Raw genomic sequence first — 26,690 nt, forward strand, 5'->3', positions numbered from 1 at the left:
CTTGGTCGGTAAGACAGGTGGGAGGTTACTTTTGCTTCTTTGACTCCGCCATGCGCTCTAAGGTGCTGTTTGGAGACTATAAAAATGAAGTATAAGAGGCACAGTTAAGCCGTACTCACGAATTTTTTGTTTAAGTTGCTTCAAGAACGCCATCCTTGAAGCAACGGCTATGTACTTATTGTTGTTCGATGTCGGAACAAATGGCTCGGGTCATATCCTGCGTGGTCGCAGTACCTCCAAGATCCATTGTTTGTTGGCCTGAGGCGGTTAATCGCTCTATAGCCGCCATAAGTCTCTCAGCTGCCGTCAATTCCCCTAAGTGTTCCAGCATCATGGCTGCCGTCCAGAAGGCACCCACGGGGTTGGCAATGCCTTGGCCTGCAATATCAAATGCTGATCCATGAATCGGCTCAAACATGGAGGGAAACGCTCTCTCTGGATTAAGGTTGGCTGTGGGTGCTATGCCTAAACTGCCTGAAAGAGCGGCGGCCAGGTCCGACAAGATATCGGCATGGAGGTTAGTCGCCACAATAACATCCATCGTCTCGGGTTTAAGTACCATACGGGTAGTGGCTGCATCGACAAGCTCCCTATCAATCGTCACGTCAGGAAAGTCTTTTGCAACCTCGAAGAACACTTCATCCCACAGCACCATGCCGTATCGCTGAGCGTTGGACTTGGTGACCAATGTGAGTTTTTTCCGCGGGCGACTTTGGGCGAGTTTAAAAGCGAAACGGTGAATGCGTTCTATCCCTCTTCGGGTAAATATCGCCACCTCCGTGCCGACCTCTTCGGGAAGACCGCGATGAGCACGGCCACCGTTACCTGCATATTCACCTTCACTGTTTTCTCTAATGATCACCCAATCAATTTTCTCGGCTCCCTTTAAGCGGCTATTAACACCAGGGAGCACACGGGCAGGGCGTACATTGGCATATTGATCAAACCCCTGACAGATAGCGAGCCGAAGGTCCCAAAGCGATACATGGTCGGGAACCTCTTGGCTACCTACTGCACCGAAGTAGATAGCATCAAATGTTGAAAGCTTCTCTAGTCCGCCCTCTGGGATGTATTCACCCGTCTCAAGGTAGCGCTTAGAACTCCAATCAAAATCTTCGAATTCAAACTGAAAATCGTCACTTTTCTGCGATAACGTTTCCAGTACCTGCTTACCCGCTTCAATAACTTCAAGGCCTATTCCATCACCCGGTATAACAGCGACACGGTGATTACGCATATCGTAAGCTCCTGCTTTTATAAAAAGCTTTGTTGTAAATTGTTGTGTCTGAGTGGCTAGGGAGTTAACAGTACCGCTCAGCGGAGATGCTTATCGAAGACTTTCATGAGCTCTCTTTTATCCTCGAAACCAATGCCGGGCATCGCCGGGATGGCAACATACCCTCTCTCGATGGGTGTCGAGTCGGCGAAGCCGCCGAACGGCGCAAAAACTCTCGGATAGGACTCATTTCCTCCCAGCTTGAGGCCGGACGCGATATTGAGAGCGAACTGATGGCCACCGTGCGGAATACATTGTCTCGATGACCAGCCATGTTGCTTCAGCACCTCGAGCATGCGCAGGTATTCCACCAGCCCGTAGCTGAGGACGGGATCCATCTGCAGAATGTCGCGATCAGCGCGCATGCCGCCGTAACGCAGCAGGTTGCGAGCATCCTGATGAGAAAATAAGTTCTCGCCGGTGGCCATGGGGGGCGCATAGTGCTCACCCAGTTGCTGCTGCAAGGCGTAGTCGAGCGGGTCGCCAGCTTCCTCATACCAACGAACCCCATAGGGAGCCAGGCCTTCGGCGAAGGCCAGCGCGGTCTTGAGATCGAAGCGGCCGTTGGCATCGACGGCAAGTCGTGAAGCGTCACCGACGACGTCGATCGCCGCCTCGACCCGTTGGAGGTCTTCGGCCAAGGGCACCCCGCCTATCTTCATCTTGGTGCAGGTATAGCCAAGGTCGAGATAATCACGCATCTCGTCCTTGAGGGCACTGACCTGCTTACCTGGGTAGTAGTAACCGCCTGCCGCATAGACCGATACTTTCGCATCGGCCGTTCCATCGCCATGACGCTCGGCCAGTAGCTGTGCCAGGGACTTGTTCTCCGTCTTGGCAACGATGTCCCACACCGCCATGTCGATGATGCCCACCGCCACCGAACGTTCACCGTGCCCGCCGGGTTTCTCGTTGGCCATCAATACGTTCCAGACCCGGAAGGGGTCGAGATTGGCCCCGCTGTCATCGACCAGGGCCGTGGGGTCGGCTTCACGCAGGCGAGGCAGGAAGCGCTCGCGCAACAGGCCACTCTGCGCATAGCGGCCATTGGAATTGAAACCGTAGCCCACTACCTGACGGCCATCGACCCAGACATCGGTATAGATCGCCAGGACCGATACATCCATCTTCGCGAAGGAGATATAGGCGTTGGCAATGTCCGAGGCGATTGATACCCGCGCCTCACGAATATCGGTGATTTTCATGCATCACTCCTACTAAAAGAACAGACCCGTCGGCAGGCGCACATTGAGCACCTCCGTGAAGGTCAGGTAAAAGACGCCGACTAGCACCACAATGATGGGGCTCCACTTCAGCATGCGCTGCCAGCTAACCACCGTCTCGACCCTGGCGAGGTACCAGGTAAGCGCGAAGAAGGCGATCAGCGTCGTGAGCAGAAACCCCAGCAGGTCGACCAGGCCCCACCAGAGAAAGAAGCCGATGATCACCGTGACCAGGCGCAGTGGGCTGCCGGTGATCTCGACTTGGCGGCCACTCGGCTTGACGAAGCCCTTGACGATCAGGGCGACCGAAATGAGAGTGAGGATCAGCAGGACGGCACGCGGAAAAATGATGCTCAGTCGGCCGATATCCGCCCGCGGGAACCACAGCGCGGCACCAAAAGTCAGGCCGAGAGCGCCTGCGGCGATGTCGGTATTGAGGCGCACGATCATGACGAGCCTCCGCTATCCTCTTCGACCTTGTCCAAAAGCCCCTTGCGGGCCAGCCACATGGGCACCAGTGCCGTGGCGGCGCCCAGCAGCACCATGCAGGCCAACACCATGGAAAGCGGATTGCTCACCAGCCGCAGCCAGGGAATCGGGTCGACGACCGCCGCCATCAACGTCTGCACATAGCCCTGTTCGGCAATGCCTCCCAGGATCAGGCCAAGCACGATGGGGGCCGCCTGGATGCCGATCAGCCGCAAGAAGTAGCCAGCCGTGCCCAGGATGAGCATGATGCCTACATCCAGCATGCTATTGCGCAATGCAAATGTCCCAAGGATGGTCACCATGGCGATGCTCGGCACCAGGAAATAATAAGGCGTGCGAATGACCACACGATGGATCAGGCGCCCGCCCAGCAGCCCCACCGGCAACAGCATCAGCGCCGATAACCCCATGGAGAGAATGAAGCCGTTGGTCAACACCCCAGACTCGGTGAACAGGTCGAGGCCCGGACGCAGCCCATGCATCAGCAACACCCCGAGAATGATGGCATCGGGAGGCGCCCCGGGAATGCCCAACGTCAGCAGCGGCACCATGCTGCCAGCGACCATCACGTTGTTGCTCGACTCCGAGGCCACTACGCCATCGATGTTGCCCTTGCCGAAACTCTTGGGATCCTTGGAGAAACGCCGTGCCTCGTTGTAGGCCACCAGGCTGGTGACGTTTCCTCCGGCCCCCGGAATGATCGCGATAATCTGCCCGATCAGGCAGGAGCGGATCAGGTTGACGGGCTTGATGAAGATATGCCGGGCGATCCTGGCGATGGAAACCTCTTTCTTGCGCAGCTCGCCACCACCGGGCAATGCCCCGCGCCCCTCAGCCGCCATGGTCAACAGTTCGGGGACCACGAACAGCCCGATCAATGCGACGATCAGCTCGATGCCGCCTTGTAACGGCGGATAGCCAAAGGTGAAACGGCTCTCTCCCCCGACCGGCGACACCCCGATCGTGCTAAGCAGAATGCCAATACAACCCGCCAATAACCCTTTCAAGAGCGAGTCGCTGGACAGGCTGGCGACCAGCGTCAGCCCTAACATCGCCACCCAGAACATCTCTGAGGGGCCGAAAGCAACCGCCAGCCGGGCAAGCGGCGGCGCGAGAATCAATAGAAAGATGACCCCGATGATGCCGCCCACCACTGAGGCAATGGTCGCTGCTGCCAGGGCCTCATAGGCTCTGCCCTGACGTGCCATGGGGTAGCCGTCGAACGTGGTGGCAATGGACGATGGGGTACCGGGGGTATTGATCAGGATGGCCGTAAAAGCACCGCCATAGATAGACCCCATGTAGACCGCCCCCAGCGCGATCAACCCCTGCAGAGCTTCCATTGAGAACGTGAAGGGGAGGAGCATGGCAAGCGCCATCGTGGCCGTCAGTCCTGGCATGGACCCAATGAAGAGTCCCGCTGAGACGCCCAGCAGTACTGTGAAGATACTTTCAAAGGTAAGGAGGGAGGTCAGCGCCTCCAGTAACATCTCCATGAGTCACCCTCCCAGTGGCCACGCGTGTGGCCATCATGGTTCAAGAAAAAGGGGCCCACTCAGGAGCCCCACGGAGGGAAAGGTGTTACTCGGCCTCTTCGAGGATGGGGCCGTAGGCCTCACGCAGCATGGCCATGACCTCGTCAACTTCATCACCGGTGATGTATTCCATCACGAAGCCCAGCGGCTCCTGTTTTTCGGTGATCTGACGGTTGGCCTCTGCGAAGGCTTCTTCGAGGGTTGCAACCACCTCGTCAGGGGTGTCCTTGGGCACCGCAACGCCGCGATAAGCACCGCCCACGATGTCGTAGCCCTGCTCCTTGAAAGTGGGGGCATCAGGCAGCGCCTTGACGCGCTCTTCGGCGGCCACGGCCAGGACCTTGACGCTATCGGCCATCTCGGTGCCCAGCATGGTGTAGTTAAAGATACCGGCGACATGGCCACCTTCCAGCGCCCCTTTCAATGGCCCGGTCCCCGAGAAGGGAATGTAGGTCAGATCGATATCGGCTGCTTTCTCGAAGCGCAGCATGTCCAGGTGATTAGCGCTGTAGGTACCACTGCCGCCCAAGGTAATCGCCTCTGGGTTCTCCTTGGCGTCCTCGACGAGATCTTCCAGCGTGTCGTAAGGGCTATCGTCGGAGACGATCAGCGCGTTGGGAGTTGAGTGGAAGAAGGTGACGATTCTCCAGTCGTCGGTCTCGTAACCGGCGTCATTGCGCTGGATCGGCTGGCCGATGATATGCGGAATATTGACCCCGATGATCTCGTAGCCGTCAGGCTCTGCGCTGTTCTGGAATTCACTCCAGGCCACGGCACCCCCGCCACCCGGCCGGTGAGTCACATTGACCGACACGCCAAGCTCCTCTTCCAGGATCGGTTCCTGGAAACGCGCCGTCACATCGGATTCACCGCCTGGATCGAAGGGAATGATGTAGGTGATGTCTTCTTCCGGGTACTCAGCCTGGGCCATTCCGGCAAGGCCCATGGTGGCGATTGCCGTTACGGACATCGCGAGCGTCTTGTAGGTAAATGTCATAAAGTGGTGCTCCGAAGTAGTTGTATTATTTTATCTACGTTTCTTCGTCGTTATGGGCAGTGACGCGAATCAGGGCCGTGGTGTTTGTTTTTATATTTCTCGGCCTGCGTCCTACGGGGCCGTTACACACCTTCATTCGCCAGCGTGAACGACCTTACAGTTCAAGCTAGTCGAGTTGTAAAAGTTGTCAAATCCCTATCCTTCGAAGACGCGCCGACGCGAACTGCTCAAGTGATGCTGCATACAAAAAGCGGCACGCTCAGGGTCTTCCGCAAGGATGGCGTCGTGGATGTCACGGTGTTCGACCTGTACTTCGGGGACATGGCGCTCTGGGCGTCGCAAGCCCAGGCCGCGGGCCATGTTTTGGCCATACGTGATGGCGGGCTTAAGCGACAGCAGGGTATCGGAGAAAAACCGGTTATGCGTGGCGTGAGCGATGGATAGATGAAAATTGAAATCGGCATCCACGCCCAGCTCATTGTCGCGGATACGCTGCTCTAGCAATGCCAGCGCTTGAGCCAGTGCCACGCGTTCTTCGTCTGTTGCCTTGATGGCCGCGAGTCGTGCGGCCTCGGTTTCCACGGCGATTCGGAACTCAAAACAGCGTTGGATATCGGCCAGGCTTTCCAGCGGAGCGAACTCAAGCATGGCACGCTCGGGGCGCCGCTGGACGAAACTTCCCGCCCCACGTTGTGAGCGAATTAATTCATCATCGCGCAGCCTGGCCAACGCTTCGCGCACGATTGGACGCGACACACCGTAATAGGACGCCAACTGTTCCTCTGATGGAAGCCGCTCACCCTCACCGAATTCACGCTGAATAATTCGGTCGACAATATCGCCGTAAACCCGGTCGCTAAGCTTCTGGCCCTTGCCATCTGGCATCTCCCTGGAAGGGGGCGCTGGCGAGACTTTTTCCATGGATGGAGGCATGCACTTTCCCCAAAACTGTTAGTCGTCACTGTTTATTCAATACCAGCATACGCCAGCAAAGTGTTGTGCCTCCATCTTCAGCGCGGTTCAACCGTTATCTGGAGAACCCGAATAAGGATCTGCACCCGGATGCTGACGTTTGCACAGGCTTCAAGGAAAGCTTCAGCCGCCAGCCGAGGATTCATTTCATCGGTATATGGGATACCGTTGGCGCGCTGGGCGTGCCCGGCACCAACCTGTTTAAAAGCCAATACGATTGGCACGATACGGAGCTTTCCAGCATTGTCGACCACGCTTACCAAGCGGTGGCGCTGGACGAGCACCGGGAGACCTACAACGTCTCGCTCTGGACCAGCAAGGACGGCAAGCCCAAAGCCGGCAACCGCGACGTAGAGCAGCGCTGGTTTATCGGCGCCCACGCCAATGTAGGCGGCGGGTACGGCGCGAATGACACGCTGCCCGACATACCCTTGAACTGGATGTTAGGCAAGGCGGAAAAGGCTGGCCTGAAAGTGAATCCATTCGACGTTGCCGAGGATGCCTGGAAGACAGTGCCAAGAGATTCTTTCGCCGAATTTCTGAAGGGGTTCTACGCCAGATTCAAACGCCTTGGAAAGGAAGGTGACGGCCGATTCTACCGGCAATATTCCCAAGGGATGCAGGGACAGCCTGCGGTCAATATTTCAATCGATGACAGTGTCTGGAAGCGTTGGGGCGATACAACGTGTGATTACCGGCCACGCACCTTAACCGATGCCAAACTGACCCCACCGGATCAATAGGCAGGGCGGGCAATCTTCATTGGCACCATTCGCCAAGGCCGCCAGGGCGCAGTATCATAGGCTGCTAATCAAACCACTGAAGCCACTACTATGTCGTGCCCACCTTGCCCCCGTTGTCAGTCCGAATTTGTCTACCAGGATCGAAGCCTGCTCATCTGCCCGGAGTGCGCCCATGAATGGAACCCCGAAGAGGCCGCCGCTGAAGACGCGGTCACCGTCAAGGATGCCAACGGCACCCTGCTGGCAGAAGGCGACAAGGTCACGCTGGTGAAAGACCTCAAGGTGAAAAGCAGCTCTATCGTGCTCAAGATTGGCACCAAAGCCGTGATCAAACGGCTCAAGGAAGGCAAGGACCACCAGCTGGACTGCAAGGTCGACGGCGCAGGCGACATGATGGTCACCGCCCAATTCGTGAAGAAAGCTTGAACCCTACCACCAATCCATCCGCTACCGACTAAAAGCTAAGCTGCGAGGGTGTGTTTAACCTAAGTTAACTGCTAGGCTAATTTTACTAGAGCGAAAATCGCCGCAGGGAACAACTTAATGCCACATGCCCCACGCATCGAGCTTCATCCCGTTAACCAGCGCGTGCAGGTGCATGTGGATGGCAAGTTAGTTGCCGAGTCTACCCAAGCCCTCGAACTCCGCGAAACCGGCTACCCGCCACGCCATTACATCCCACGTGAAGACGTGCGGATGGATTTGCTTACCACCTCAAAAACGACCACCCACTGCCCGTTTAAAGGGCATACGGTGTATTTCTCGCTGGGCGATCACAAAGATATTGCCTGGAGCTATGAGCAGCCGATTGAAGGGATGGAAGCGATAGCGGGTAGGGTGGCGTTCGAAGAGAAATGATACAATTAAATTATTCACGAGCCTGTCTTGTCGAATTCTTGATCTTAAAGTTAAAAGCTTTTTATTTATGTTTGTTTGCTGTAATTAAGTAGTGAAGTCCATTGTTGTTAAAATTTATAATAGTTATGTTGTTTCTTGCAGGGGTTTAAATGCTTAGCCAATCTTTCACATCTAAAAATTTACGAATTATCTACGATAAAGAGAATCGAAAAGGGGACTATATTGAAAAAGGGTTTCCGGCTGAAGTAAAAGAATATTCTTTGATTATAAAACGACTTCGTCGTGTTAGGAGTAATTTGAATAAAAGAAAGGAAAAGTATTCAGAGGAAGTTTTTAATTACCGTTTCCATAAGTTGAAAGAGTCAATAAAGGAGAACGATTCTAAACGTGATGAGGTAATTGATTCACATTTGGAAAAGATATCTCAGGCCATTGCTAAGAGAACTTTCAAAATAAGCATTGAAAGAAATAACTCGCCTCATCATCATAAAGAAACTTATAGAATTAATAGCGAATTAGAATCTTTTTTTGCAGAAAAGAAAATACAGCAAAATATTAAATCCACATATAATGTAAAACAGGCTAATAGAGATATTGTTATATCACAGTTGAAGTCTGTTCTTGATGATGCTTTTCCAAAGCAAATAATTAAAACCGATATTTCTGGGTTCTATGAAAGCATTGATAGTGATATTTTAAAAAGCAAAATAAATAGCAATCCTAAGCTTTCATTAGCTTCTAGGAAAATTATTTCACAGATATTAAATCAGTATAGATCTATCACTGGCAGTAGTAAAGGAATTCCAAGAGGAATTGGTATAAGTGCTTATTTGTCAGAGTTATATATGAGCGAGTTTGATGAAAAAATTAAATCCATGCCTGGAGTTGTATATTATACAAGATATGTAGATGATATTATTGCTGTTTTTACTCCTTCTGATTTTTTTACTGCTGACGATAGGCAGAGAGAAATTGCTGAGCTAATGTTAAATATTGGTCTTTCATTAAATAAAAATAAAACGAAAATAATTAATTACAACAAGGGGGTAAGTTATAGTATAGAATATTTAGGGTACATAATTCGACAACATGGAGGTAAACTAGGTATCTGCGCAAGTGAAAGAAAAGTAGATAAGTACAAAGATAGATTAAACACAGCTTTTGATAAGTATAGTAAAAGCTATGGATCAGATAATGATAAGAAACTGTTGTTAGCTAGAGTTAGAATGCTTACTGGAAACACTAAGCTAACAAATAATAAAGGTGGGGCGTTTGTTGGCATCTACCATTCCAATAAATGGGTTGATAACCTTGAGTTCTTAGATCAGCTTGATCATTGTTTGAATATAAGAGCCTTAGATTTGAACTGTGATACCTTGAAGAGAAAAGTCATGAAATTTTCTTTCAAAAGAGGTTTTTTGAATAAAGAGTTTAGGAAGTTCTCTACTCAAGACTTGAAAGAAATCACTCGGGTTTGGAATCAATAATATGAAAAAAAAGGTAAAATTAACTACCGATAAAGAAAGGGCTGTAATCTCTGATGTATTACCTTATGAAATACCCTTAACTTTTTCAAATCGCTATTTTTATGATTTTTTAAAAGAAAATAGTGTCGAATATAAGGAAGGTGGGTTTGAATGGTATCCAACTTCAAGTGGAGCACATTTGGCGATACAGCTCTTTTTAGGAATTGAAGAGCCGAATATTGAAGGTTTTGAGAAAAAAGAAAAAAATAAATTGAAATTTCAAAAAGGGCTTACTACAACTATTCCATTTACTTATGGAATTACCCATAAGATGGATGAGTTAAGAGTTTTATCTTTTGCGCACCCCAGGAACCAAATTAGGCTAGTGTCCTTTTACGATAATTATAAAGATTTATTAATTTACCATTGCCAGAAAAGTAAATTTAGTCTTCGTGCTCCTTACAAGCCTGCCCGTCTTATCTATTGGGAGTCTAGGAATAAGCTTGCAAAAAATGAGGATCATGAGCCATCTGGTTTGATCGAAGAATACAAAAAAGAATATAGCAGTCTGAAATCTTTTTTCGTTTATAAAAAGTACAGTAATATATTTAAATTTTTTGAATCCGTTGAATATCATCAGTGCGAAAAAAAATACAATAACTTAGCCAGATTAGATATTTCAAAGTGTTTTGATAGTATTTATACACACTCAATTGCTTGGTCAGTTTTTGGGAAAGAAACTGTAAAAGATGTTATGGCTGGAACTATAAAAGGAGGATCTTTAAAGGGATGCTTTCCAGAGGAATTTGATGAACTAATGCGTTCGGAAAACTATGGTGAAACTAACGGTATTCTGATTGGTCCAGAAACATCAAGAATATTCGCAGAAATAATCCTTCAGAATATAGATAAAAATGTTTATGAAGAACTAGATTTCCAGGGTATTTTTTATGGGGTGGATTATGAGATCTTTAGATATGTAGATGATTACTTTGTTTTTTATAATAAGGAAGATATATATAGAAAAATACTTAGCCAGCTACAGGCTAGTTTGAAAGAATATAAGCTTAACCTAAACACTGAAAAAGAGAAAATTTACCAAAAACCTATTATAACAGAAATAACTATAGCAAAAAAACAAATTTCTAACTTGCTTAATGAGAAGTTGAAATATGAGATAGTCGAAACTGAAGTGCTCCAAGACGACGTTAATGCTAAAGTTAAGCATGGGCATATATTTATCAAGTCTTCACCTTTGATTACAGAATTTAAAAAAATAATTAAAACTAGCGGTGTGGAATACAAAGATATACTTAATTATTCTCTGGCAATTGTTGAAAGCAGATTGAGAAAAATTATCGAGAACTTCAAGGAGGTTGATAAGGAAAATAGATCTTCAAAATCACTTTATTATGCCATTATATCAATAATAGAGTTTTCTTTTTTTATATACTCAGTCTCTCCAAGAGTAAACACTACTGTTAAGTTAGTCAGGGTTTTGTACGTTATAATTTCTTTTCTCAGAGAAAAGAATTCTGATAGAGATTATATGGATGCTGCATTCAAGCAAATTTTTGAAAATATCTATTTCATAGCAAATAAAATTACTATTCAGAGGCATACGCAAGTTGAGACTTTATACCTTCTTACAGTATTGTCTGAGCTAGGTAAAGACTATAGGGTAGAAGAGCAGGTGTTAGCAAAATATTTTGGCGGAAAAAAAGAGGAAGCCGACAGCTTTTACGTTTTTGATAATAGTTTAAATCTTTTTTCTATTACCGTTGCGTTGTTCTATGTTGGGAACAAAAAAAGATATGATTTGTTTCGATATTCGATAGAGAGATATATTTTAGATAAGATGAAAGATAATAAAAACGTTCTTTCTAAAGATACTGAAAAAACTATTTTACTTTTCGACTGTTTAGCATGTCCCTATATTCGTGAAAGCTTAAAGAAAGAGTTGTTGTCATTATTTGGCGTAAAAAATGAGGAAGATCAAAAAGCTCTCATAAACCTTAGGACTGAATGGTTTACGACCTGGATTGACTTTGACTTTGGTAAGGAGCTTGACGCTAAACGAAGCTTCGAAGTATATTAAACGTTCCCATGCATCATCCAGCCGCTAATAGCTGTAGGCAGCCCACACACTCGCATGGGGGTTATCGCGGTCCAATGCACGGAGGCGATGACTGGGGTGGTCCGGATGAGCCACCCACCCATTATTTATAATAATTAAGTTTTATAAATGATCATATGAATATAACTTCACTAATTTAGATATTTTTTTAGTACCGTGTTGTCTTAATCTAGCCCACTCACCCTCATCACCTCCCTCGTCACTGCATCATTCAATATTCCGCGTTTGGCTTCCATCACTGTGAGCCATTCGCGGGTGCGGGTGATGCCGGTTAGACCAGCTCGCGTGTGAGTATGGGGTTGGGCGTGGGTGGTATTAGTGGGGCGGTGTGCTGAGACTCCAAACCTTGGGATATCGTGAACACGGGTTCAATGCTTGCAGCTAGCAGAGTTTACGGTTTGACGGCTATCATTTGCGATCACTGGGTTTATAAAGTGGGCGTGCGATAGCGACTATTCTGTCACTATCGATTCAATAGGAAGAACGCAAATGTCATTAACGCAACTGCTGGTTCCCACCTATACACAAATGCTTGGTGCGCTTTCGAACTGGCTGACAAATGCGCAGGCTCAGATGCCTGAAGCTAACGCACATGCGCTGCTTTCTGCACGTCTCGCACCAGATATGTATCCGCTGTCGACTCAGGTTCGGGTTTCTTGTGTACAGGCTCAAGAGGCGGTCTACCGGCTTCAAGACAAGGCGCTGCCACCCACTATCACGATACTGCTCGATGAAGGGCGAAACGCCGGAGAGCAACCCGGCTCACTCGCGGACGCGCAAGCGCGTATTGATGAAACTATTGCGTTGCTCGACGACCTTTCCCACGATGCGTTGGATGTAGACGCGGAAAAGCCCTTGGTGCACGAGCTTCCCAACGGCATGGTTCTCGATTTAACGGCTGAACAATATGCGCGGGATTGGACACTGGCTCAGTTTTATTTTCACATCATGACCGCCTATTCCATATTGCGCAGCGAGAAGGTCGAACTTGGAAAAGCCGATTATGTAGCGCACCTGTTTCCGTATATTTGCCCGGAAACGATTCCTAAAGCTTAAATGCTTGGTTATGAAGTGCAGTATGACAGCGTAAACGTTGAGTGAGCTCTGCATACAGCCAGCGAATGTTCTCTGCTGGTTTTACTCCGCGGACCCACTCACTCTCAAAACCTCCCTCGTCACTGCATCATTCAATATGCCGCGTTTGGCCTCGATCAGCGTGAGCCATTCGCGGGCGCGGGGAATGTCGGTAGAGCGCTTGCGTGTGAGGATAGGTTGGGTGTGGGCGGAAGCAGCAGGGCGATGTGCAGGGAGTCCGAGCTCTGTGATTTGTGTACCGACACCGTAAAGATGGTTTCCACTGCATGCATGCAAGGAGGCAGTATTCAACAGATGGGCTTTTTCGGGTTGCTGCTTCGCTAAGATATGGGCGACCTAATAAATCGCTGACCTTATTGCGTGCGGCTTATGAGACGTCTTCTCAAATATACAACAATCTAATATATTAAATGTAGGCACGGGTTTAAAGGTTCACAAGCATGATAGGCGGGTATTAGCATGGAAATTAAAGATGATGTGGATCGCCAGATTATCGAAATTCTCAAAATCAACGCCAGAGAGAGATTTTCTGATATTGCGCGTCGTGTCAATCGGTCAAGGACTGCAGTAGAAAAACGGATTGAGCGCTTAGAAGCGGATGGAATTATCCAAGGCTATAATGTTGTATTGGCCAGTGATAACGTGAAATCAGAAAAGCTCGGTGGCTTTGTTATTATTACCCACGTAGATGGTGCGCAATGTGAAAACTTGTTAGATGATCTGTCGATCTTCGGTATTATTAAACGAAGATTATCGGTATATGGAGAAATGGACCTGGTTCTGGAGATAGAGTACAAAACACTCGAAGAGATGATGGAGCTAAAGTACTATCTTATGGAACATGCCAAGGTCAAGACTGTGACAATTTTACCTGTAATCAAGGAGTGGGTGTGACTCCACTCCTAACGTCATTAATACACCCTGGCTTTTTTTTGCCTAGCTTTTAGGAAAAATGTCGATACAGAAAGAGCCAAGATAATAAGTGGGTAAATGATGCTGAAGCCTTGCAGGGTTACAATGGCCATGCAAACGAATATCCCAAGAAAAGCAATCATTTTTTCGAGGAGCCTTTCCGCCAGCTTGACCAGGACTAAGGCAGAAAGCCCATAGAGAATTATGAAGTTTTGTCCTGCTAACGACAAGAGATTGTCGACTCCCATGAATCCTAGCCAATCTAAAATAACAACAAGGCTAAAGATAAAAATAATGCTAACAAGCGAATGATAGGGTTGACCCTTTGTCAGCCTCAGTAGAAAGGGTGGCGCAATGCCTTCTTGAGCTAGGGAGTAAAACATTCTCGAAACTCCCCATCCGGCCGCACTGAGATTCGCAAATATTAAGGTTATAGCGACAACTCCAACCACATTTTTTCCGTATGCGCCCAAATGGTTATTTATGATAGTTGCAAAAGGTGATTCATAGGCGTTACCGAGGTCTGCGCGTTGAACAACGTAAGCCATTACCAGATAGAGTGCTACAGCAATGACGAACGAAAGCCACATTGCTAATGGAAGGTCTTTCTTAGGGTTCTTAAACTCACCAGTAATACTTGCCCCCACCTCCCAACCGGTGAATGCAAAAAAGATCATAGGAACAGCGACCCAAATCATTTTCATTTCACTGAATGAGCTGGGCATTGCAAAGGAGTGTGTGGTGGGTTCGTTTGAAACGAGGAATAACGATAAAAGAGCCAGTCCAGTAAGAAATGCTACAAGAACCCAGGAAAGCCATTGGTTCAGCTTACCTGCCGCCTCAACTGACTGTAGATTAAGTAAAAGTACTGAACCAAGGATCAGTAGCGCGTGCATGTGTGGCTGACCACCAAAGGTATTGCTTGCATAGTATCCTCCAGTCAATGCAATCGCTGGCAACCCGAGTAGTACCGCTCCAAGGAACATCAATGAAGCAATTATGTAAGCAAGCCTACCGTAGGCTTGCTTTACGTATGATGCTATCCCTCCCGGTCCAGGGTACCGGCACCCCAGAATGATGAATATGATGAACAAAGGAGAAGCCAGGACAGCACAGAGAATCCAGGAGATCATCGAAAGGTCACCGATCTTCTGCACCGTCAGTCCTGGAAGCACCAATAATCCTGCGCCAAGAACGATATTTATAAAGAGTGCTGCTCCCCGCCATGCGGAGAGAGTTTTCTGTAATTCAGCCATATGAGTTTCTCCGTCCAGAATTTAGCTAAGCCAGTTAAGAACATCCCGAAAGCAGATCGTGTAGACGCACCCTTCATTTGAAGCCGTTGACTTATGCAACGTTCCAGCAGGAAGAACCACATACTCTCCAGGACCGCAGGTTACTTCTTTAGATTCGATACCAAAGGTGATGTTTCCTTGAATAATAATTAGAGTTTCATCTGTCTCATGTTTGTGCCAATTATGAGTGTGTTTTGGACCGTCCCTCTGAAGCTCAACGCACCCTTGCTCAGGAAGAAGAGAAATTAACTTCGAAAGACTGATATTCTCAATTGATCCACTAATGAATTTTTTCATTGCTAGTCTCCCAGATGCTTAAAAGGACATTCTTTTGTCTTGTTTATATCGTCTAAGAAGTATTGCCGTGATTCTAAAATACCTGGGTCACCATACATGCCTAAGTCAGGCGATAAAGGTGTTGCATCATACTTTTTAAGTATATTGCGAACTTTTAAGAAAGCTTTTTTGGCTTGTTCTGGTGAGCCAAGAATATTGTCGAAAACCCAACGTGGCTGAAAAGTTAACATGAAGTGTGTTGAATGCCTGCTATACCGCATAACATGTGATGGCGTATTACAAACAACGAATATCGGTTCTCCTGCAAAGCAAAATTCCCATTTTGGGTCGTCGGTTGCTTTCGGTATTTCAGCAGGCCATGGTTGAGAGTCGTTTTCGGTTAGACCTTTAAGGGTGTCCCAAAAAATACTGTGATATTCATCTATTTCGAGTCGCTGGTCGATATTCGTGAAAAGGACCAAAGAGGTGTTGTTTCCAAAGTTTCGGGAGTTTTTTACATATTCCCGTAGTTGTTGGCTTAGTAATGCTATCTCAATATGACTATGAAATAAAAACCTCAAATGTCCCTGCTTAAGACCATGTGCGCCAAATACGCACGGAAAAGGCGACTCTTTGTTAGTCATTGTCTCTTCGAAATCATTAAAGGCCTTCCTCTGCCAAGAGCCTTTCTGGTAGATTTCAGTGACGGAGTGTTTGTCATGTATGGCATGATCAGTATTTATTAAATCCATTGTTTCCATGGTATCCATTCCTCCCGCCGAAATATGATGATTAAGCCAGAGAGCTATATAATAGCTAACCAAAAAAACAATGGAATTTTTAAAGTGATAAATTAAGTTTTTGTTTTCTGCTTTTTAGGAAGGAAAGTGCCGCATGCATCGTTAATATTAAAAGTCTATGGTGTGTTTTTTACTAATTCATATGTCGTATTTACTACTCGTGCTTGAATGAGAGAAGCTCCGATAAAACCATCGATATTGCCTATACTGTGGCAGTGCCCCCTCTTGGGGCTCATTCCAGCTGCAGAACTCTCTATAGGTACCGTTATTTCCTTGGTATGAGAGTAAAAAGTAGGAAGCAGACCACTATTGAACGTCTTGGTAGCCAGTTTGCTAGTGCAAAGGGGGCGGCTGGAGCAATTGTTTGCAGACTGTAGGTCTTTGGCCCTTTCAAGGAGAGAGACTTGGCGACCTGCTAACTCTCAGTTTTTATAGTTGTTTACTCCCGGTGCTACACCCGAGCGTTAAAGCTTCGTTCTAAGCCATAAGAGGAAAGGAGGAACTTTGCTTCTCAGCGGTCGATTTATAGGTGAATACAGCCACATCTCGCAATCTCCTTTGCTAACCCCCAACCCCACTTACTCTCATAACCTCCCGCGTCACCGCATCATTCAAAATCCCGCGTTTGGCCTCAATCACCGTAAGCCATTCACGAGCGCGGGTGATGCCGGTATAGACCAGCTCTCGAGTGAGGATGGGGTTGGGTGTTTGCGGTAGCAGCAGGGCGGTGTGCAGGAACTCCGAGCCCTGGGATTTGTGTACCGTCATGGCGAATACGGTTTCTACCGCGTGCAGGCGGGAGGGCAGCACCCAGTTGATGGGCTTTTCTGGGTCGCTGGTTGGGAAGGCGACGCGGAGTAATGATTTACCCGGCGTGCGCGGGTCCGGCACCGCCAGGGTGATGCCGATATCGCCGTTCATCAGTTTCAGGCCGTAGTCGTTTTGCGTCACCAGCACCGGGCGGCCTTCATACCAGCCTTTTTCCAGCATGTGGTCGCTGCCGAACAGCAGCTTTTCGCTGCGCAGCGTTTTGGCGATGCGCAGGTTCAGGCCTTCTACCCCCCAGGGGCCTTTGCGCAGCGCGCACAGTAACTGAAAGTGGCTGTAGGCTTTGAGTACCGCGCCAGCCCAGTCGTTATACGCCTCTTTATCTTCCTCAAACGCCAGCCCCTGCGGGCGCTGCGCTTTTAGCGTGTTCAGGTAGTGGCGGTAGCCTGTGGGCGGGGCGATGGGCGTGCCTTCGTGGTCGGTGCGGCCTTCGCCCGCGTTCGGAAACGCATCGGGGCTGCCGTGAATTACCAGCTTGTCCAGCGCGGTGTCTTCCTCGCGGCTTTTGGCGTGACTGCCTAGTACGAGGTGGTGCAGGTCCGGGTAGCCGTGGCGCAGTACGCCATGCACCGCCTGGTGCTTTTCGCGTTCGCTTTGGGCGTGGCTTGGCTGGTTGATCGCCTGGGCCAGTTGGCCGATGCCGCTTTCGGCGTTAAAACGATGGCTGACACGCAGCATGGTAATCGCCTGGTCGAGCGGCTGGCCGTTGGCGTCCAGGTAGTGCTTGGGCAGCGGCTGGCCGGTGGCGTTTTCCAGCCATTGGGCGGTTTCCGGGGTGTAGTGGGCGGCCTCGGCGCGGCGGCACAGGTCGCCGAGCACGGCACCGGCTTCCACCGAGGCCAGCTGGTCTTTATCGCCCAGTAGTACCAGCTGCGCCTGGGCGGGCAGGGCGCTGAGCACGGCGGTCATCATTTCGATATCCACCATCGAGGCTTCGTCGATCACCAGCACGTCCAGCGCCAGCGGGTTGGCGGCGTTGTGGCGAAAGTGGCGGGTGTCGGGGCGTGCGCCTAATAAGCGGTGGAGTGTAGTGACTTCAGTTGGGATCGAGGTTTTTAAAGACTCTGTGCCGCAATCATCGCCGATATGTCGGACCACCAATGAATCGGGCTCCAACAAAGTGCTTAAAGACTCGAATGGCAAGAGGCTTACCTGTCCGGCGATGGATTCATTCAGCCTTGCGGCGGCTTTGCCGGTGGGCGCGGCGAGGCGAATGCGCAGCGGTTGCGTGGGCGCTTTGGCCAGCTGCAGGGTTTGCAGCAGGGCGAGCAGGCGCACCACGGTGGTGGTTTTACCGGTACCGGGGCCGCCGGTAATTACGCCGAAGCGGTTGCGGGCGGCTAAGGCGCAGGCGGTTTTTTGCCAGTCGAGGGTGGTGGTTTTTTTAAATAGAACGTTTAGGGCTTTGGGGAGTAGATCGGGATGACTGGCGTCATCCATCGCCCGATGAATCGGGCTCCTACAAGTGCCAGTAGGCTCCGTGCCGGTATCCATCGCCCAATGAATTGGGCTCCTACAAAAACCCTCTTCGCCGGAGAGGCGGTTGGCGATTTCCTGGTGCAGGGTTTGTTCGTATTGCCAGTAGCGGCGCAGGTAGAGGCGGGTGGTGTGTTCGCTGTCGCTGCGCACTAGTGGCGTGTTGCCGGGGCCTTGGCTGATCAGCGTGGGGTGATCAAGCGCGGCTTGCCAGTCGGTAAGGGTGAGCGTTGCCAGCACCTCGCTGGGCAGCGGCGGCGGGTCGGTGAGGTCGTCGCCTTCCGGGGGTAGCGAAAGCGCGAAGTCCGGCGCGTTGAGCGTGGCGTTGATATCCAGGCATACGTGGCCGCGGCCGAGCTGGTGGCTGGCCAGCGCTGCGCCTAGCAACAGCAGCGGCGGGGCGTCCGGTGCTTCAGTGGCCAAAAAGCGCACCAGGGCGCGGTCCAGGTCGCGCAGCCAGCCTCGGGCGACCCAGTGCTCGCATAGCGCCAGTAGCTCGCCGGTATCGCTTAGCGCGGGGTGAGCGTTCACTTGCGCTGGGGCGCTTGGCTGGTCGGCTTCGGGGGTGTCGCCGAACAGGTCGGGCGTGTGGTGGTCGTGTGGTGAGCCGCTCATGCGGTGGCCTCCTGTGCCGTACCTGTAAACAGGCCATCCAGTGCTTCAATCAATGCCACGGGGGCGGCTTCGGTATACACGCCGCGTCCTGGGCTGCGGCTGCCGCGCAGGAACACCGTCATCGAGCCGCCCAGGTGCTGGTGGGGGTCGTAATTGGGCAGGCGCGCCTTGAGCAGCCGGTGCATGGCCAGCAGGTAAAGTGCGGCCTGCAGGTCGTAGCGCTTGGCGAGCAGCGCGTGGCGCAGGGCGTCCGGTTCGTAGGCGCTGTCGTCCGGCCCCAGGTAGTTGGATTTCCAGTCGAGTACGTAAAAGCGCCCCTGGTGCTCAAAGGCGAGGTCGATAAAGCCCTTGAGCATGCCGTTCAGGCTGTCGGCATCCAGCGCGGGTCGTTCGTAGCCCGGCAGTAAGTGCTTGCTAACAAGCGCATCGATGGCCTGGGTGCTCACCTGCTTGGCGGCCAGCCAAAACTCCAGTTCGACCTGGTAACTGGCAAGCTCGGTGAGCGCGACGCTCTGCTGAGAGGCCAGCGTCAGCGGGGTGGTGAGCAGTGCGGTCAGCCAGCCGGAAAGCGGCTCCTGCCACTTCTGCCAGCCGCGCAGTTGCACCCGACGCCAGAGCATATCGTCGAGGCTCTCAGCGTCGCTCGCGGCGGCGTCAAAACCTTGCTTGCCCGCCCATTCCAGTAGCCCGTGCAGGAAGGTGCCGGGGCCGGGGCCTCTGGGGAATTTATGCAGATGAAACGCCTCCGGCTGGGCGAGATCCTGGGGTTCGTCCAGCACCTCGAACGCCGTGGCTTCCTGGGCGGTGGTGGGTTCCAGCGGCGTGGTGACCGGGGCGGTCAGCGTGCCGGAAAGGCGCAGCGCCGAGTAGCTGGCAATCCACCAGTGTTCCTTGGCCGGGCGCAGCGGCGTGCGGGCGTGGCCCAGGGCGGCGGTGTCCTTGGGGGGCGTCAGCCGCTGAGCGGTGGGCGCGGGCGGTTCGCCAACGCGGATCTTGCTGCCTGCGGCAAGGTCGGCAAGTTTTGCGCTGAGCGTGTCCGGCGCCATGGCTTCGCCGCCGTTGATCAGGTGGCCGATGGCGCTGTTCTCGAGGCCTTTGAGCGGCGCGAGCCCCAGCCAGGTGGCGTGGCGGGCGCGGGTCAGCGCGACGTAGAGCTTGCGCAGGTCTTCACCCAGGCGTTCGCGGTCGGCGGTGGCAAGCGTGGCCTCGTCGGCCTCCAGGCTAAGTTGCAGGTTGCCTTCGCCGTCGTGCCAGCGCAGCGGTACGTCGCCGGCTTTCACCGGGCGGTGGTTGGCGATAAACGGCAGAAACACCAGCGGGTACTCGAGCCCCTTGGATTTGTGGATGGTCACTACCTTGACCAGGTCGGCGTCGCTTTCCAGGCGCAGCTTGTGGCTGTCGCCGTGGCTGTCAGGGTCGGCGATGGCGTCGTACAGGAAGCGAATCAGCGCGTGTTCGCCGTCCAGCTCCTGGCTTGCCTGCTGGAGCAGTTCGCCCAGGTGCAGTAAGTCGGTTAGCAAGCGCTCACCGTCCTCGAACTCCGCCAGCAGGCGGGCGGGGATATCGAAATCCACCATCATGCGGCGCACCAGCGGCAGCACGCCCTGGCGCTGCCACAGCCGGTGGTAGTGGCTGAACTGCTCCACGCGTTCTTCCCAGGCCAGCTCGCTTTGTTGCAGGTGGTCCAGGTCGGCCAGCGTCAGGCCCAGTACCGGCGTGGCCAGGGCCGCGCGCAGGTGGGCTTCGGCCTGGCGGGAGCTCGCCAACGGCTCGGCGCAGGCGCGCAGCCAGCGTTCTACCTGGGCGGCCATGGGTGAGCTGAATACCTTGTCGTGGTCGGAAAGGTAGACGCTTTTGACGCCACGGCTGGCCAGCGCCAAGCGAATCGCGCGCGCTTCCTGCAGGCCGTTGACCAGCACCGCCATGTCGGAGGGCTTGAGCGGTGTGAGGGCGTCGCCGTCTTGAAAGCCGCTTTCTGCCTGCTGGCCTGCCTCGAGTAGTTCCGTCATGTACGAGGCGCAGCGCTCGGCCATTTCGGTCTGGTAGGCGGTCTTGGAGAGCGGCTCGTCGCTTTCAAGCGGCCAGAGGGTCATGGCGGGCAGCGGCTGCCCCTGGTGCACCAGCTGTTCGTCGCGGCCTTTGGCGCCCACCGGGTTGAAGGGCAGCGGGTTGTCGTCGCCTTCGCGGAACAGGAACGCCCCGGCGGAGTGCCGATCGGCGTAGCGGAAGCAGTGGTTGACCGCCTCGACCATGGCGCGGCTGGAACGGAAGTTGGTGCCCAGCGTGACGTGGCGACCGGCGGTGTCCTGGCGGGCCTGCAGGTAGGTGAAGATATCCGCGCCGCGAAACGCGTAGATGGCCTGCTTGGGGTCGCCGATCAACAGGATGGCGGCATCGCGCCGGGGCTTGGCGACCTCGAACACCGCGTTGAAAATGCGGTACTGGATGGGGTCGGTGTCCTGGAATTCGTCGATCAGCGCCACGGGGAACTGGCGCAGAATCTGCGCGGCCAGGGCTTCACGGTTGGGGCCTTGCAGGGCGCGGTCCAGGTGGGTGAGCAGGTCGTTGGGGCCCATTTCGGCGCGGCGTTCCTGCTCGCGTTCCAGGCGCACCTTGCACCACTGCACGGCGTGAATCAGCAGGTCGTTGCGTGGTTCCGGCAGGGCGTCGAGGGCGGCGGGCAGTTCGGCCAGCGCTTCCCAGGCCGCCGGGCAGGGCGGTGCGCCGTCTTTCCAGATCTCGGCCATGCCCTCCGGGGTGAGGCGTTTCCAGGCGGCGGGCGTCAGCGCGGGGCGTTCCAGGTCGCTTTCGCTCCATTCGCGCAGCGCGCCCAGCCAGTTGGCGCGGCTGCGGGCGTTGAAGCTCTGGCCTTTGAAGGCCTTGCGCTTGGCGGCGTCTTCCAGTGCGGGCACCAGTTCGTCCAGCCAGGCGGGCCAGGGGGCTTTCAGGGTGCTGAGGGTTGCCTGGCGTTCGGCCTCGGCGGCGCTCAGGGTGTCCGCCGGGTCGGGGCGCTGGCTGCCCAGGGCCTCGCTTTCGGGCAGCAGCCGGGCGACCTGGGCGTGCAGTTCGCCGGGGGATTTCCAGTAGCGGGTAATGTGGCCGAGTGCCTCGGCGTCCAGCGGGTAGTAGAAGGTGCGCCAGTAGTCGCGCACCACTTCCTGTTCCAGTTCGTGCTGGTCGTTTTCCAGGTCGAGGGAGAACAGGCTGCCGCTGTCGAAGGCGTGTTCGCGCAGCATGCGGTAGCACCAGCTGTGGATGGTGGAGACGGCGGCTTCATCCATCCATTCGGCGGCCAGTTCCAGGCGGCGGGCGCAGGCGGGCCAGGTGGCCGGGTCGTATTGGTCGCGGAGCTGGAGGAGCAGTGAATCAGCTTCCTCGTCGGGAGTGTCAGCCCGAAACACCCCGGCAGCTTCTACCAGCCGGTTGCGGATGCGTTCGCGCAGTTCCTGGGTGGCGGCGTTGGTGAAGGTGACGACCAGGATTTCCGGCGGCGTGAGCGGGCGCACAAAGGCGGTCTCGTCGTCGCTGTGTTGGCCGCCCAGTACCAGGCGCACGTATAAAAGCGCAATGGTGAAGGTTTTGCCGGTGCCCGCGCTGGCTTCTATTAGCCTGCTGCCGTGGAGGGGGAGACGTAATGGATCGAGTGGTGCGGGCTGGCTCATAAGAAGATACTGTCAAACTCGGTGGAGAAATCCTGGCTCATGCTGCTTCCTCACCATCAATTGGCGTCGACTGGCTCAGGGCTATCGCCTGGAAGGGCGTTGGCTCATCCGTCGAGACGTAGGTCACGATATCCACAGGTAGTTGCAGCCGCTCCTCCAGCGCCATTTTGAGTTCGGCAGAGGCGAGCAGAGGAATCGCTGTCCTGGAGATCAGTAGCAGGTCGATATCACCGCCTCGCTTTGTGTCGTCCAGACGCGAGCCAAATACGTGGACGTTGACGGAAGGCCCAATGAACTCACGGACACCAGAGACGATCGTGGAGCGCTGTGATTGAGTGAGTCGCATGGAGGCCTCTCCTTTCCTTTGAGCCTGTTTATAAAGTCTAGCACTGTATCGAGTCTAACCCTTTACCGCATAAAACAGCGGGGCGTAGAGCGCCTCGGTGAGCGTAGCGAAGCGGTGGCCGTGTTGGGTTTGCTCGTTGAACAGCCGTTCGAAGCGGGGCCACTGGTGGCCGAGGTAGGCGCTTTGGGCGACTTCGCCGGTCTGGAAGCGGCCGCCGTCATAGGCGCCTTCGGCGGCGGCGTAGGCGTCGCTTTCCCGGCCTTTTTCTTCGGCGATTTCCGGCGTGCCTAGCTTGGTCAACCAGGCAAACGCCGCCTGGGGGGCCAGCGGTAGCGGGGCTTCAAGGCCTGCTTGCCAGGCGGTCATCTGGGTGTCCAGGTGGGCGCGGGCGGTGTCGGCGGCGATGGGGTCCAGCGTGATGTTGCCCGCCTTGGAAAGTAGCTGGGTGGTCATCGGGCCGCTGAGGTTGCCCGCCAGGTGGGCGACCCAGGGGCGCAGCAGGTGGGTCCAGCGGTACTGGCCGCGCCCGCTGCCCTGGCTGATCAGGCTGCTGCTGAGCAGCAGCAGGCGGCAGCGGTCACCGGCCTCGTTCTGGCGCAGCTCGTTCAGCCAGTCTTCCAGCACGATGCCGTCGGCACTTTCTACGCGAACCGGTTCCGGCGCGGGCAAGGCGATGGGCCACTGGGCCAGCGCGTCCTGGTAGGCGCTGAACAGGTCGTCCATGGGCTCGGCCAGGGCGTTGCGCATGCGCTCGCCAAAGGCCCCCATGGCGAGCACGCCCTGGCCCTGGAAGCGTTCAAGCTGGGCGTCGAGGGCTTCCAGGCGTGGCTCGCCGTTGTCCACCGCGTGGCGCTGGGCGGCGATGAGCCGGTCCTGCAGCTGCCAGTTCTGCAGGCCGTCCAGGGCGAAGGGTTCGGCGTCTAGCTCGGCAATGGCTTCCTGCTCGAAATACACTCCCAGCCGGGTATTGAAGAAGGTACGCACGGGTTCGCGTAGAAAGCCGCCCAGTTGGCCGAGGGACACGCTGGTGGGGGCGTTTTCCGGCGGGGGGAGCTTTTCTGGCTGAGACCGTGGCGCTCTTGGGGCTTGATCGTCTCGCCATTCATGGATCCCACGCCACTCATGGATATAGGTGAATAGCTGGAAGGACTCGGTGCTGTCTTCGAAATAGCGGCGGCTGAACGGTTGCAGCGGGTGTTCGGTGGTCAGGGCGTCGAGCAGCGGGGCGCCGTGTTCAAAGTGCCAACCGGCGGCCAGGTGGTCGCGCAGCTGGCCGACCAGTACCGAGGGCGGCAGCGGCGTGTTGTCGATCTGGCTGCGGCCAACCCAGCTGACGTAGAGCTGGTCTCGGGCGGAGAGCAGTGCTTCGAGAAACAGGTAGCGGTCGTCTTCCCGGCGGGAGCGATCGCCGGGGCGGTAGTCGCTGCCCATCAGGTCAAAGTCCAGCGGCGGCTGGGAACGGGGGTATTCGCCGTCGTTCATGCCCAGCAGGCAGACGCGCTTGAACGGAATGGCGCGCATGGGCATCAGCGTGGCGAAGTTGACCGCCCCGGCCAAGAAGCGCTGGGAGAGGCTGTGCTCATCGATCTGAGCGAGCCAGTGTTCGCGCACCATGGAAAGCGGCAGCGGGTCTTCCAGCTGGGCTTCGCGGCTGCTTTCGAGGATTTGCTGCAGGCCGTTTTCCAGCTTGGTGAGCATCACGCTTTCCTGGGCGTCATCGGTCAGGAAGAAGGTTTCCAGCAGGGTGCGGAGTCGTTCCACCCAACTGGCGGCATCGGTGGGCTGGCGGAAGGTCTCCCAGGTGGCTTCGAGCTTTTCCAGCAACGTCGCCAGCGGCCCGGCAAGGCCCGCTTCCAGCCCGCCGATATCGTCGAACGGCTCGATGCCCTGCCAGGCGTCGCCTTCGCCAACGGTGTAACCCAGCAGCAGGCGGCGCAGGCCAAAGGCCCAGGTGTTCTGGCTGAGCCCGCCGGGCAGTTCGAGCGTTTGGCGCTGTTTGGCGTTGAGCCCCCAGCGGATGCCCGCGCCTTCCATCCAGCGCTCCAGCACCGGCAGGTCGCGCTCTTCCAGCCCGAAGCGCTGGCGCAGGGCGGGCACGTCGAGCAGGTCCAGCAGGTCGCTGACGGACAGGCGCAGCTCCGGCAGGCGCAGCAGCTTTTCCAGCGCAATCATCAGCGGCAGGCGGTGGCGGCTGGCCTGGTCGGAAAGCGTGTAGGGGATGAAGCGCGGGTCGTCGCCTTGAAGCTGGCCGAATACTGCGTCAATGTGCGGCGCGTAGCGGTCGATATCCGGCACCATGACGATGATGTCCCGCGGGCGCAGCTCGGGGTCGGCGCTGAAGGCGGCCAGCAGCTGGTCGTGGAGGATCTCGACTTCCCGCTGGGGGCCGTGGGCGATATGAAACACCAGGGAGTCATCCGCCGGGGCGAGGGCGGGCCAGTGGGTTTGTGTCTCGGCCACCGGGCGCAGCTCGCGGATGTCGTCCTGCAAATGGCTGAGCAGGCAGCCGCGTTCGCCGGAGAACGGCTCGAACATGTCGATGCGCAGCGCCTGCTGCTCGAACAGGGTCTGGTAGTCGCCGGTGTCGTCGTGCTCGTCCAGCAGGCGCAGGTAGTCGCGGCCCTGTTTGCCCCAGGCGGCGAGCAGCGGCTGGGCGTGGAGGTGCAGGGCATCGTCAGCGTCGCCGGTGCCCAGCACGTCCAGCGCTTCGGGCATTCCGGTCTTGCGCCGCTGGCGGTAGCGGCTGGCGCGGAGTAGGTCCTTGTGCTCGATGATATCCGCCCAGTAGAACTGGCAGGGGTTGTGCACGCAGAGCACCACCTGGCAACAGCGCGAGAGCGCCGCCAGGGCTTCCAGCGTCTGCTGGGGCAGCGACGAGATGCCGAAAATGATCAGCCGCCGGGGCAGGCCCGGCGGGCAGGTCTGGCCGTCCAATTGCTCGGTGGCGTTCAAAAAGCGCCGATGCACCTGGGCGCGGCTGCTGTCGAGGCCCGCATCGCCCTGGGTGGCGGCCACGTCGTCGCGCAGAATGCGCCACAGGGCGGGCTGCCAGCGCTGGTGGTCTTCCAGCGGGCGGGACTCGCCGCGGGCGGTGATCAGCACGTCGTCGCCGTTGGCCCAGGCGTCCAGCCAGTCGGCGCGGTAGACCTGATACTGGTCGAACAGGTCCGCCAGCCGCTCGGCCAGCTGGTAGTGCTTGCGCTGGTCGCGGTCGACTTCCAGAAACTGCGCCAGCGGGGCAAACACGTCCTGCTCCGCCAGGGTGGGCAGCAGGCGGAGTAGCCGCCAGACCAGGCGCGATTTATCGAACGGCGAGGTTTCCGGCACGGCGTCTTCGTTGTTCGATACGTGAGTCAGCACCGTGCGGTAGGCCTGCCACAGGAACCGCGCGGGAAGCATCACGTCCAGCGCCGCCGCGATCCCCGCGCCGCCGTTGTCCGGGTCTTCCGCCAGCGCCAGCTTCAGCCACTGCCCGATGCCGTTGCTCTGCACCAGAATGGTTTCGTTCTCCAGCGGCCCCAGCGGGTGCAGGCGCATCCATTCCACCGCCAGCCCGCGCAAATCTTCCAGGCGATTGCCATGCACCACCATGAACCCGGGCGTTAGCGATGTTGGCGAAAGCAGCGAATTGGCGGGCATGCGCGAGATTCCTTCACGGCGGTGGTGGTAGCTAAAGGTATGGTGCCATA

At 54.6% G+C, this 26,690-nt stretch carries 20 protein-coding genes and 1 pseudogene; 7 read left to right on the forward strand and 14 right to left on the reverse strand.

Going from position 1 to position 26,690, the window contains the following annotated elements:
* Positions 1–175: 175 nt before the first annotated feature.
* The 6 genes from ADS46_RS15875 to ADS46_RS15900 form a co-directional block, all read right to left on the reverse strand.
* A complete protein-coding gene (locus ADS46_RS15875) occupies positions 176–1,237 on the reverse strand; it encodes a tartrate dehydrogenase (protein WP_066321640.1) in 1,062 nt (353 codons plus the stop codon).
* Between the two features lie 77 nt (positions 1,238–1,314).
* On the reverse strand, positions 1,315–2,481 hold the full coding sequence (locus tag ADS46_RS15880) for a mandelate racemase/muconate lactonizing enzyme family protein (RefSeq protein ID WP_066321642.1): 1,167 nt from the start codon (positions 2,479–2,481) through the stop codon (positions 1,315–1,317).
* Between the two features lie 12 nt (positions 2,482–2,493).
* Positions 2,494–2,949 carry a tripartite tricarboxylate transporter TctB family protein gene (locus ADS46_RS15885; protein ID WP_066321644.1) on the reverse strand — a complete coding sequence of 152 codons (456 nt, stop codon included), beginning with the start codon at positions 2,947–2,949 and terminating at the stop codon, positions 2,494–2,496.
* On the reverse strand, positions 2,946–4,484 hold the full coding sequence (locus tag ADS46_RS15890) for a tripartite tricarboxylate transporter permease (RefSeq protein WP_066321645.1): 1,539 nt from the start codon (positions 4,482–4,484) through the stop codon (positions 2,946–2,948). The genes ADS46_RS15885 and ADS46_RS15890 overlap by 4 nt, the downstream gene beginning before the upstream one ends.
* Before the next feature lie 85 nt (positions 4,485–4,569).
* Positions 4,570–5,520, reverse strand: a complete 951-nt coding sequence (locus ADS46_RS15895; RefSeq protein WP_066321646.1) for a Bug family tripartite tricarboxylate transporter substrate binding protein — start codon at positions 5,518–5,520, stop codon at positions 4,570–4,572.
* A 195-nt stretch (positions 5,521–5,715) separates the two neighbouring features.
* Entirely contained in the window at positions 5,716–6,453 is a 738-nt protein-coding gene (locus ADS46_RS15900; protein ID WP_082926119.1) for a FadR/GntR family transcriptional regulator, read from the reverse strand.
* Positions 6,454–6,518: 65 nt separating this feature from the next.
* On the opposite strand from ADS46_RS15900, the gene ADS46_RS15905 reads away from it, so the two are divergent.
* The 5 genes from ADS46_RS15905 (at position 6,519) to drt3b (ending at position 11,657) form a co-directional block, all read left to right on the forward strand.
* Positions 6,519–7,235: a T6SS phospholipase effector Tle1-like catalytic domain-containing protein gene (locus ADS46_RS15905; protein ID WP_199825252.1), complete on the forward strand. Its 717-nt coding sequence runs from the start codon at positions 6,519–6,521 to the stop codon at positions 7,233–7,235.
* A 90-nt stretch (positions 7,236–7,325) separates the two neighbouring features.
* Entirely contained in the window at positions 7,326–7,661 is a 336-nt protein-coding gene (locus ADS46_RS15910; protein WP_066321650.1) for a zinc ribbon domain-containing protein YjdM, read from the forward strand.
* A gap of 117 nt (positions 7,662–7,778) precedes the next feature.
* Entirely contained in the window at positions 7,779–8,093 is a 315-nt protein-coding gene (locus ADS46_RS15915; protein ID WP_066321651.1) for a DUF427 domain-containing protein, read from the forward strand.
* A 149-nt stretch (positions 8,094–8,242) separates the two neighbouring features.
* Positions 8,243–9,580 (forward strand): antiviral reverse transcriptase Drt3a, encoded by a 1,338-nt coding sequence (drt3a, locus tag ADS46_RS15920; RefSeq protein ID WP_066321652.1) that lies wholly within the window; start codon positions 8,243–8,245, stop codon positions 9,578–9,580.
* Between the two features lies 1 nt (position 9,581).
* Positions 9,582–11,657 carry an antiviral reverse transcriptase Drt3b gene (gene drt3b / locus ADS46_RS15925; RefSeq protein WP_066321654.1) on the forward strand — a complete coding sequence of 692 codons (2,076 nt, stop codon included), beginning with the start codon at positions 9,582–9,584 and terminating at the stop codon, positions 11,655–11,657.
* A 203-nt stretch (positions 11,658–11,860) separates the two neighbouring features.
* On the opposite strand, the pseudogene ADS46_RS19205 reads toward drt3b, so the two are convergent.
* Positions 11,861–12,072: pseudogene (locus ADS46_RS19205) on the reverse strand (hypothetical protein); the annotation flags it as partial.
* A 113-nt stretch (positions 12,073–12,185) separates the two neighbouring features.
* Between ADS46_RS19205 and ADS46_RS15930 the strand changes: the two are divergent.
* Both ADS46_RS15930 and ADS46_RS15935 read left to right on the forward strand, forming a co-directional pair.
* Entirely contained in the window at positions 12,186–12,752 is a 567-nt protein-coding gene (locus ADS46_RS15930; RefSeq protein WP_066321655.1) for a DUF1993 domain-containing protein, read from the forward strand.
* Positions 12,753–13,250: 498 nt separating this feature from the next.
* A complete protein-coding gene (locus ADS46_RS15935) occupies positions 13,251–13,685 on the forward strand; it encodes an Lrp/AsnC family transcriptional regulator (RefSeq protein ID WP_066321656.1) in 435 nt (144 codons plus the stop codon).
* Positions 13,686–13,702: 17 nt separating this feature from the next.
* On the opposite strand, the gene ADS46_RS15940 is transcribed toward ADS46_RS15935, so the two are convergent.
* From ADS46_RS15940 to recC, 7 genes are all read right to left on the reverse strand, one after another.
* Positions 13,703–14,959: an APC family permease gene (locus ADS46_RS15940; protein ID WP_066321657.1), complete on the reverse strand. Its 1,257-nt coding sequence runs from the start codon at positions 14,957–14,959 to the stop codon at positions 13,703–13,705.
* A 21-nt stretch (positions 14,960–14,980) separates the two neighbouring features.
* Positions 14,981–15,295: a cupin domain-containing protein gene (locus ADS46_RS18645; protein ID WP_082926120.1), complete on the reverse strand. Its 315-nt coding sequence runs from the start codon at positions 15,293–15,295 to the stop codon at positions 14,981–14,983.
* Between the two features lie 2 nt (positions 15,296–15,297).
* Positions 15,298–16,035, reverse strand: a complete 738-nt coding sequence (locus tag ADS46_RS15945) for a YqcI/YcgG family protein (RefSeq protein ID WP_199825253.1) — start codon at positions 16,033–16,035, stop codon at positions 15,298–15,300.
* A gap of 600 nt (positions 16,036–16,635) precedes the next feature.
* A complete protein-coding gene (gene recD / locus ADS46_RS15950) occupies positions 16,636–18,993 on the reverse strand; it encodes an exodeoxyribonuclease V subunit alpha (RefSeq protein WP_066321658.1) in 2,358 nt (785 codons plus the stop codon).
* Positions 18,990–22,655 carry an exodeoxyribonuclease V subunit beta gene (recB, locus tag ADS46_RS15955; protein WP_066321660.1) on the reverse strand — a complete coding sequence of 1,222 codons (3,666 nt, stop codon included), beginning with the start codon at positions 22,653–22,655 and terminating at the stop codon, positions 18,990–18,992. The genes recD and recB overlap by 4 nt, the downstream gene beginning before the upstream one ends.
* A 37-nt stretch (positions 22,656–22,692) precedes the next feature.
* Positions 22,693–23,001, reverse strand: coding sequence for a nucleotidyltransferase domain-containing protein (locus tag ADS46_RS15960; RefSeq protein WP_066321661.1), 309 nt, complete (start codon positions 22,999–23,001; stop codon positions 22,693–22,695).
* Positions 23,002–23,055: 54 nt separating this feature from the next.
* Complete coding sequence (gene recC / locus ADS46_RS15965; protein ID WP_066321663.1) at positions 23,056–26,640, reverse strand: exodeoxyribonuclease V subunit gamma; 3,585 nt, start codon at positions 26,638–26,640, stop codon at positions 23,056–23,058.
* Positions 26,641–26,690: the final 50 nt, after the last annotated feature.

The sequence above is a fragment of the Halomonas sp. G11 genome (genome assembly GCF_001663515.1).
Taxonomy (GTDB): domain Bacteria; phylum Pseudomonadota; class Gammaproteobacteria; order Pseudomonadales; family Halomonadaceae; genus Vreelandella.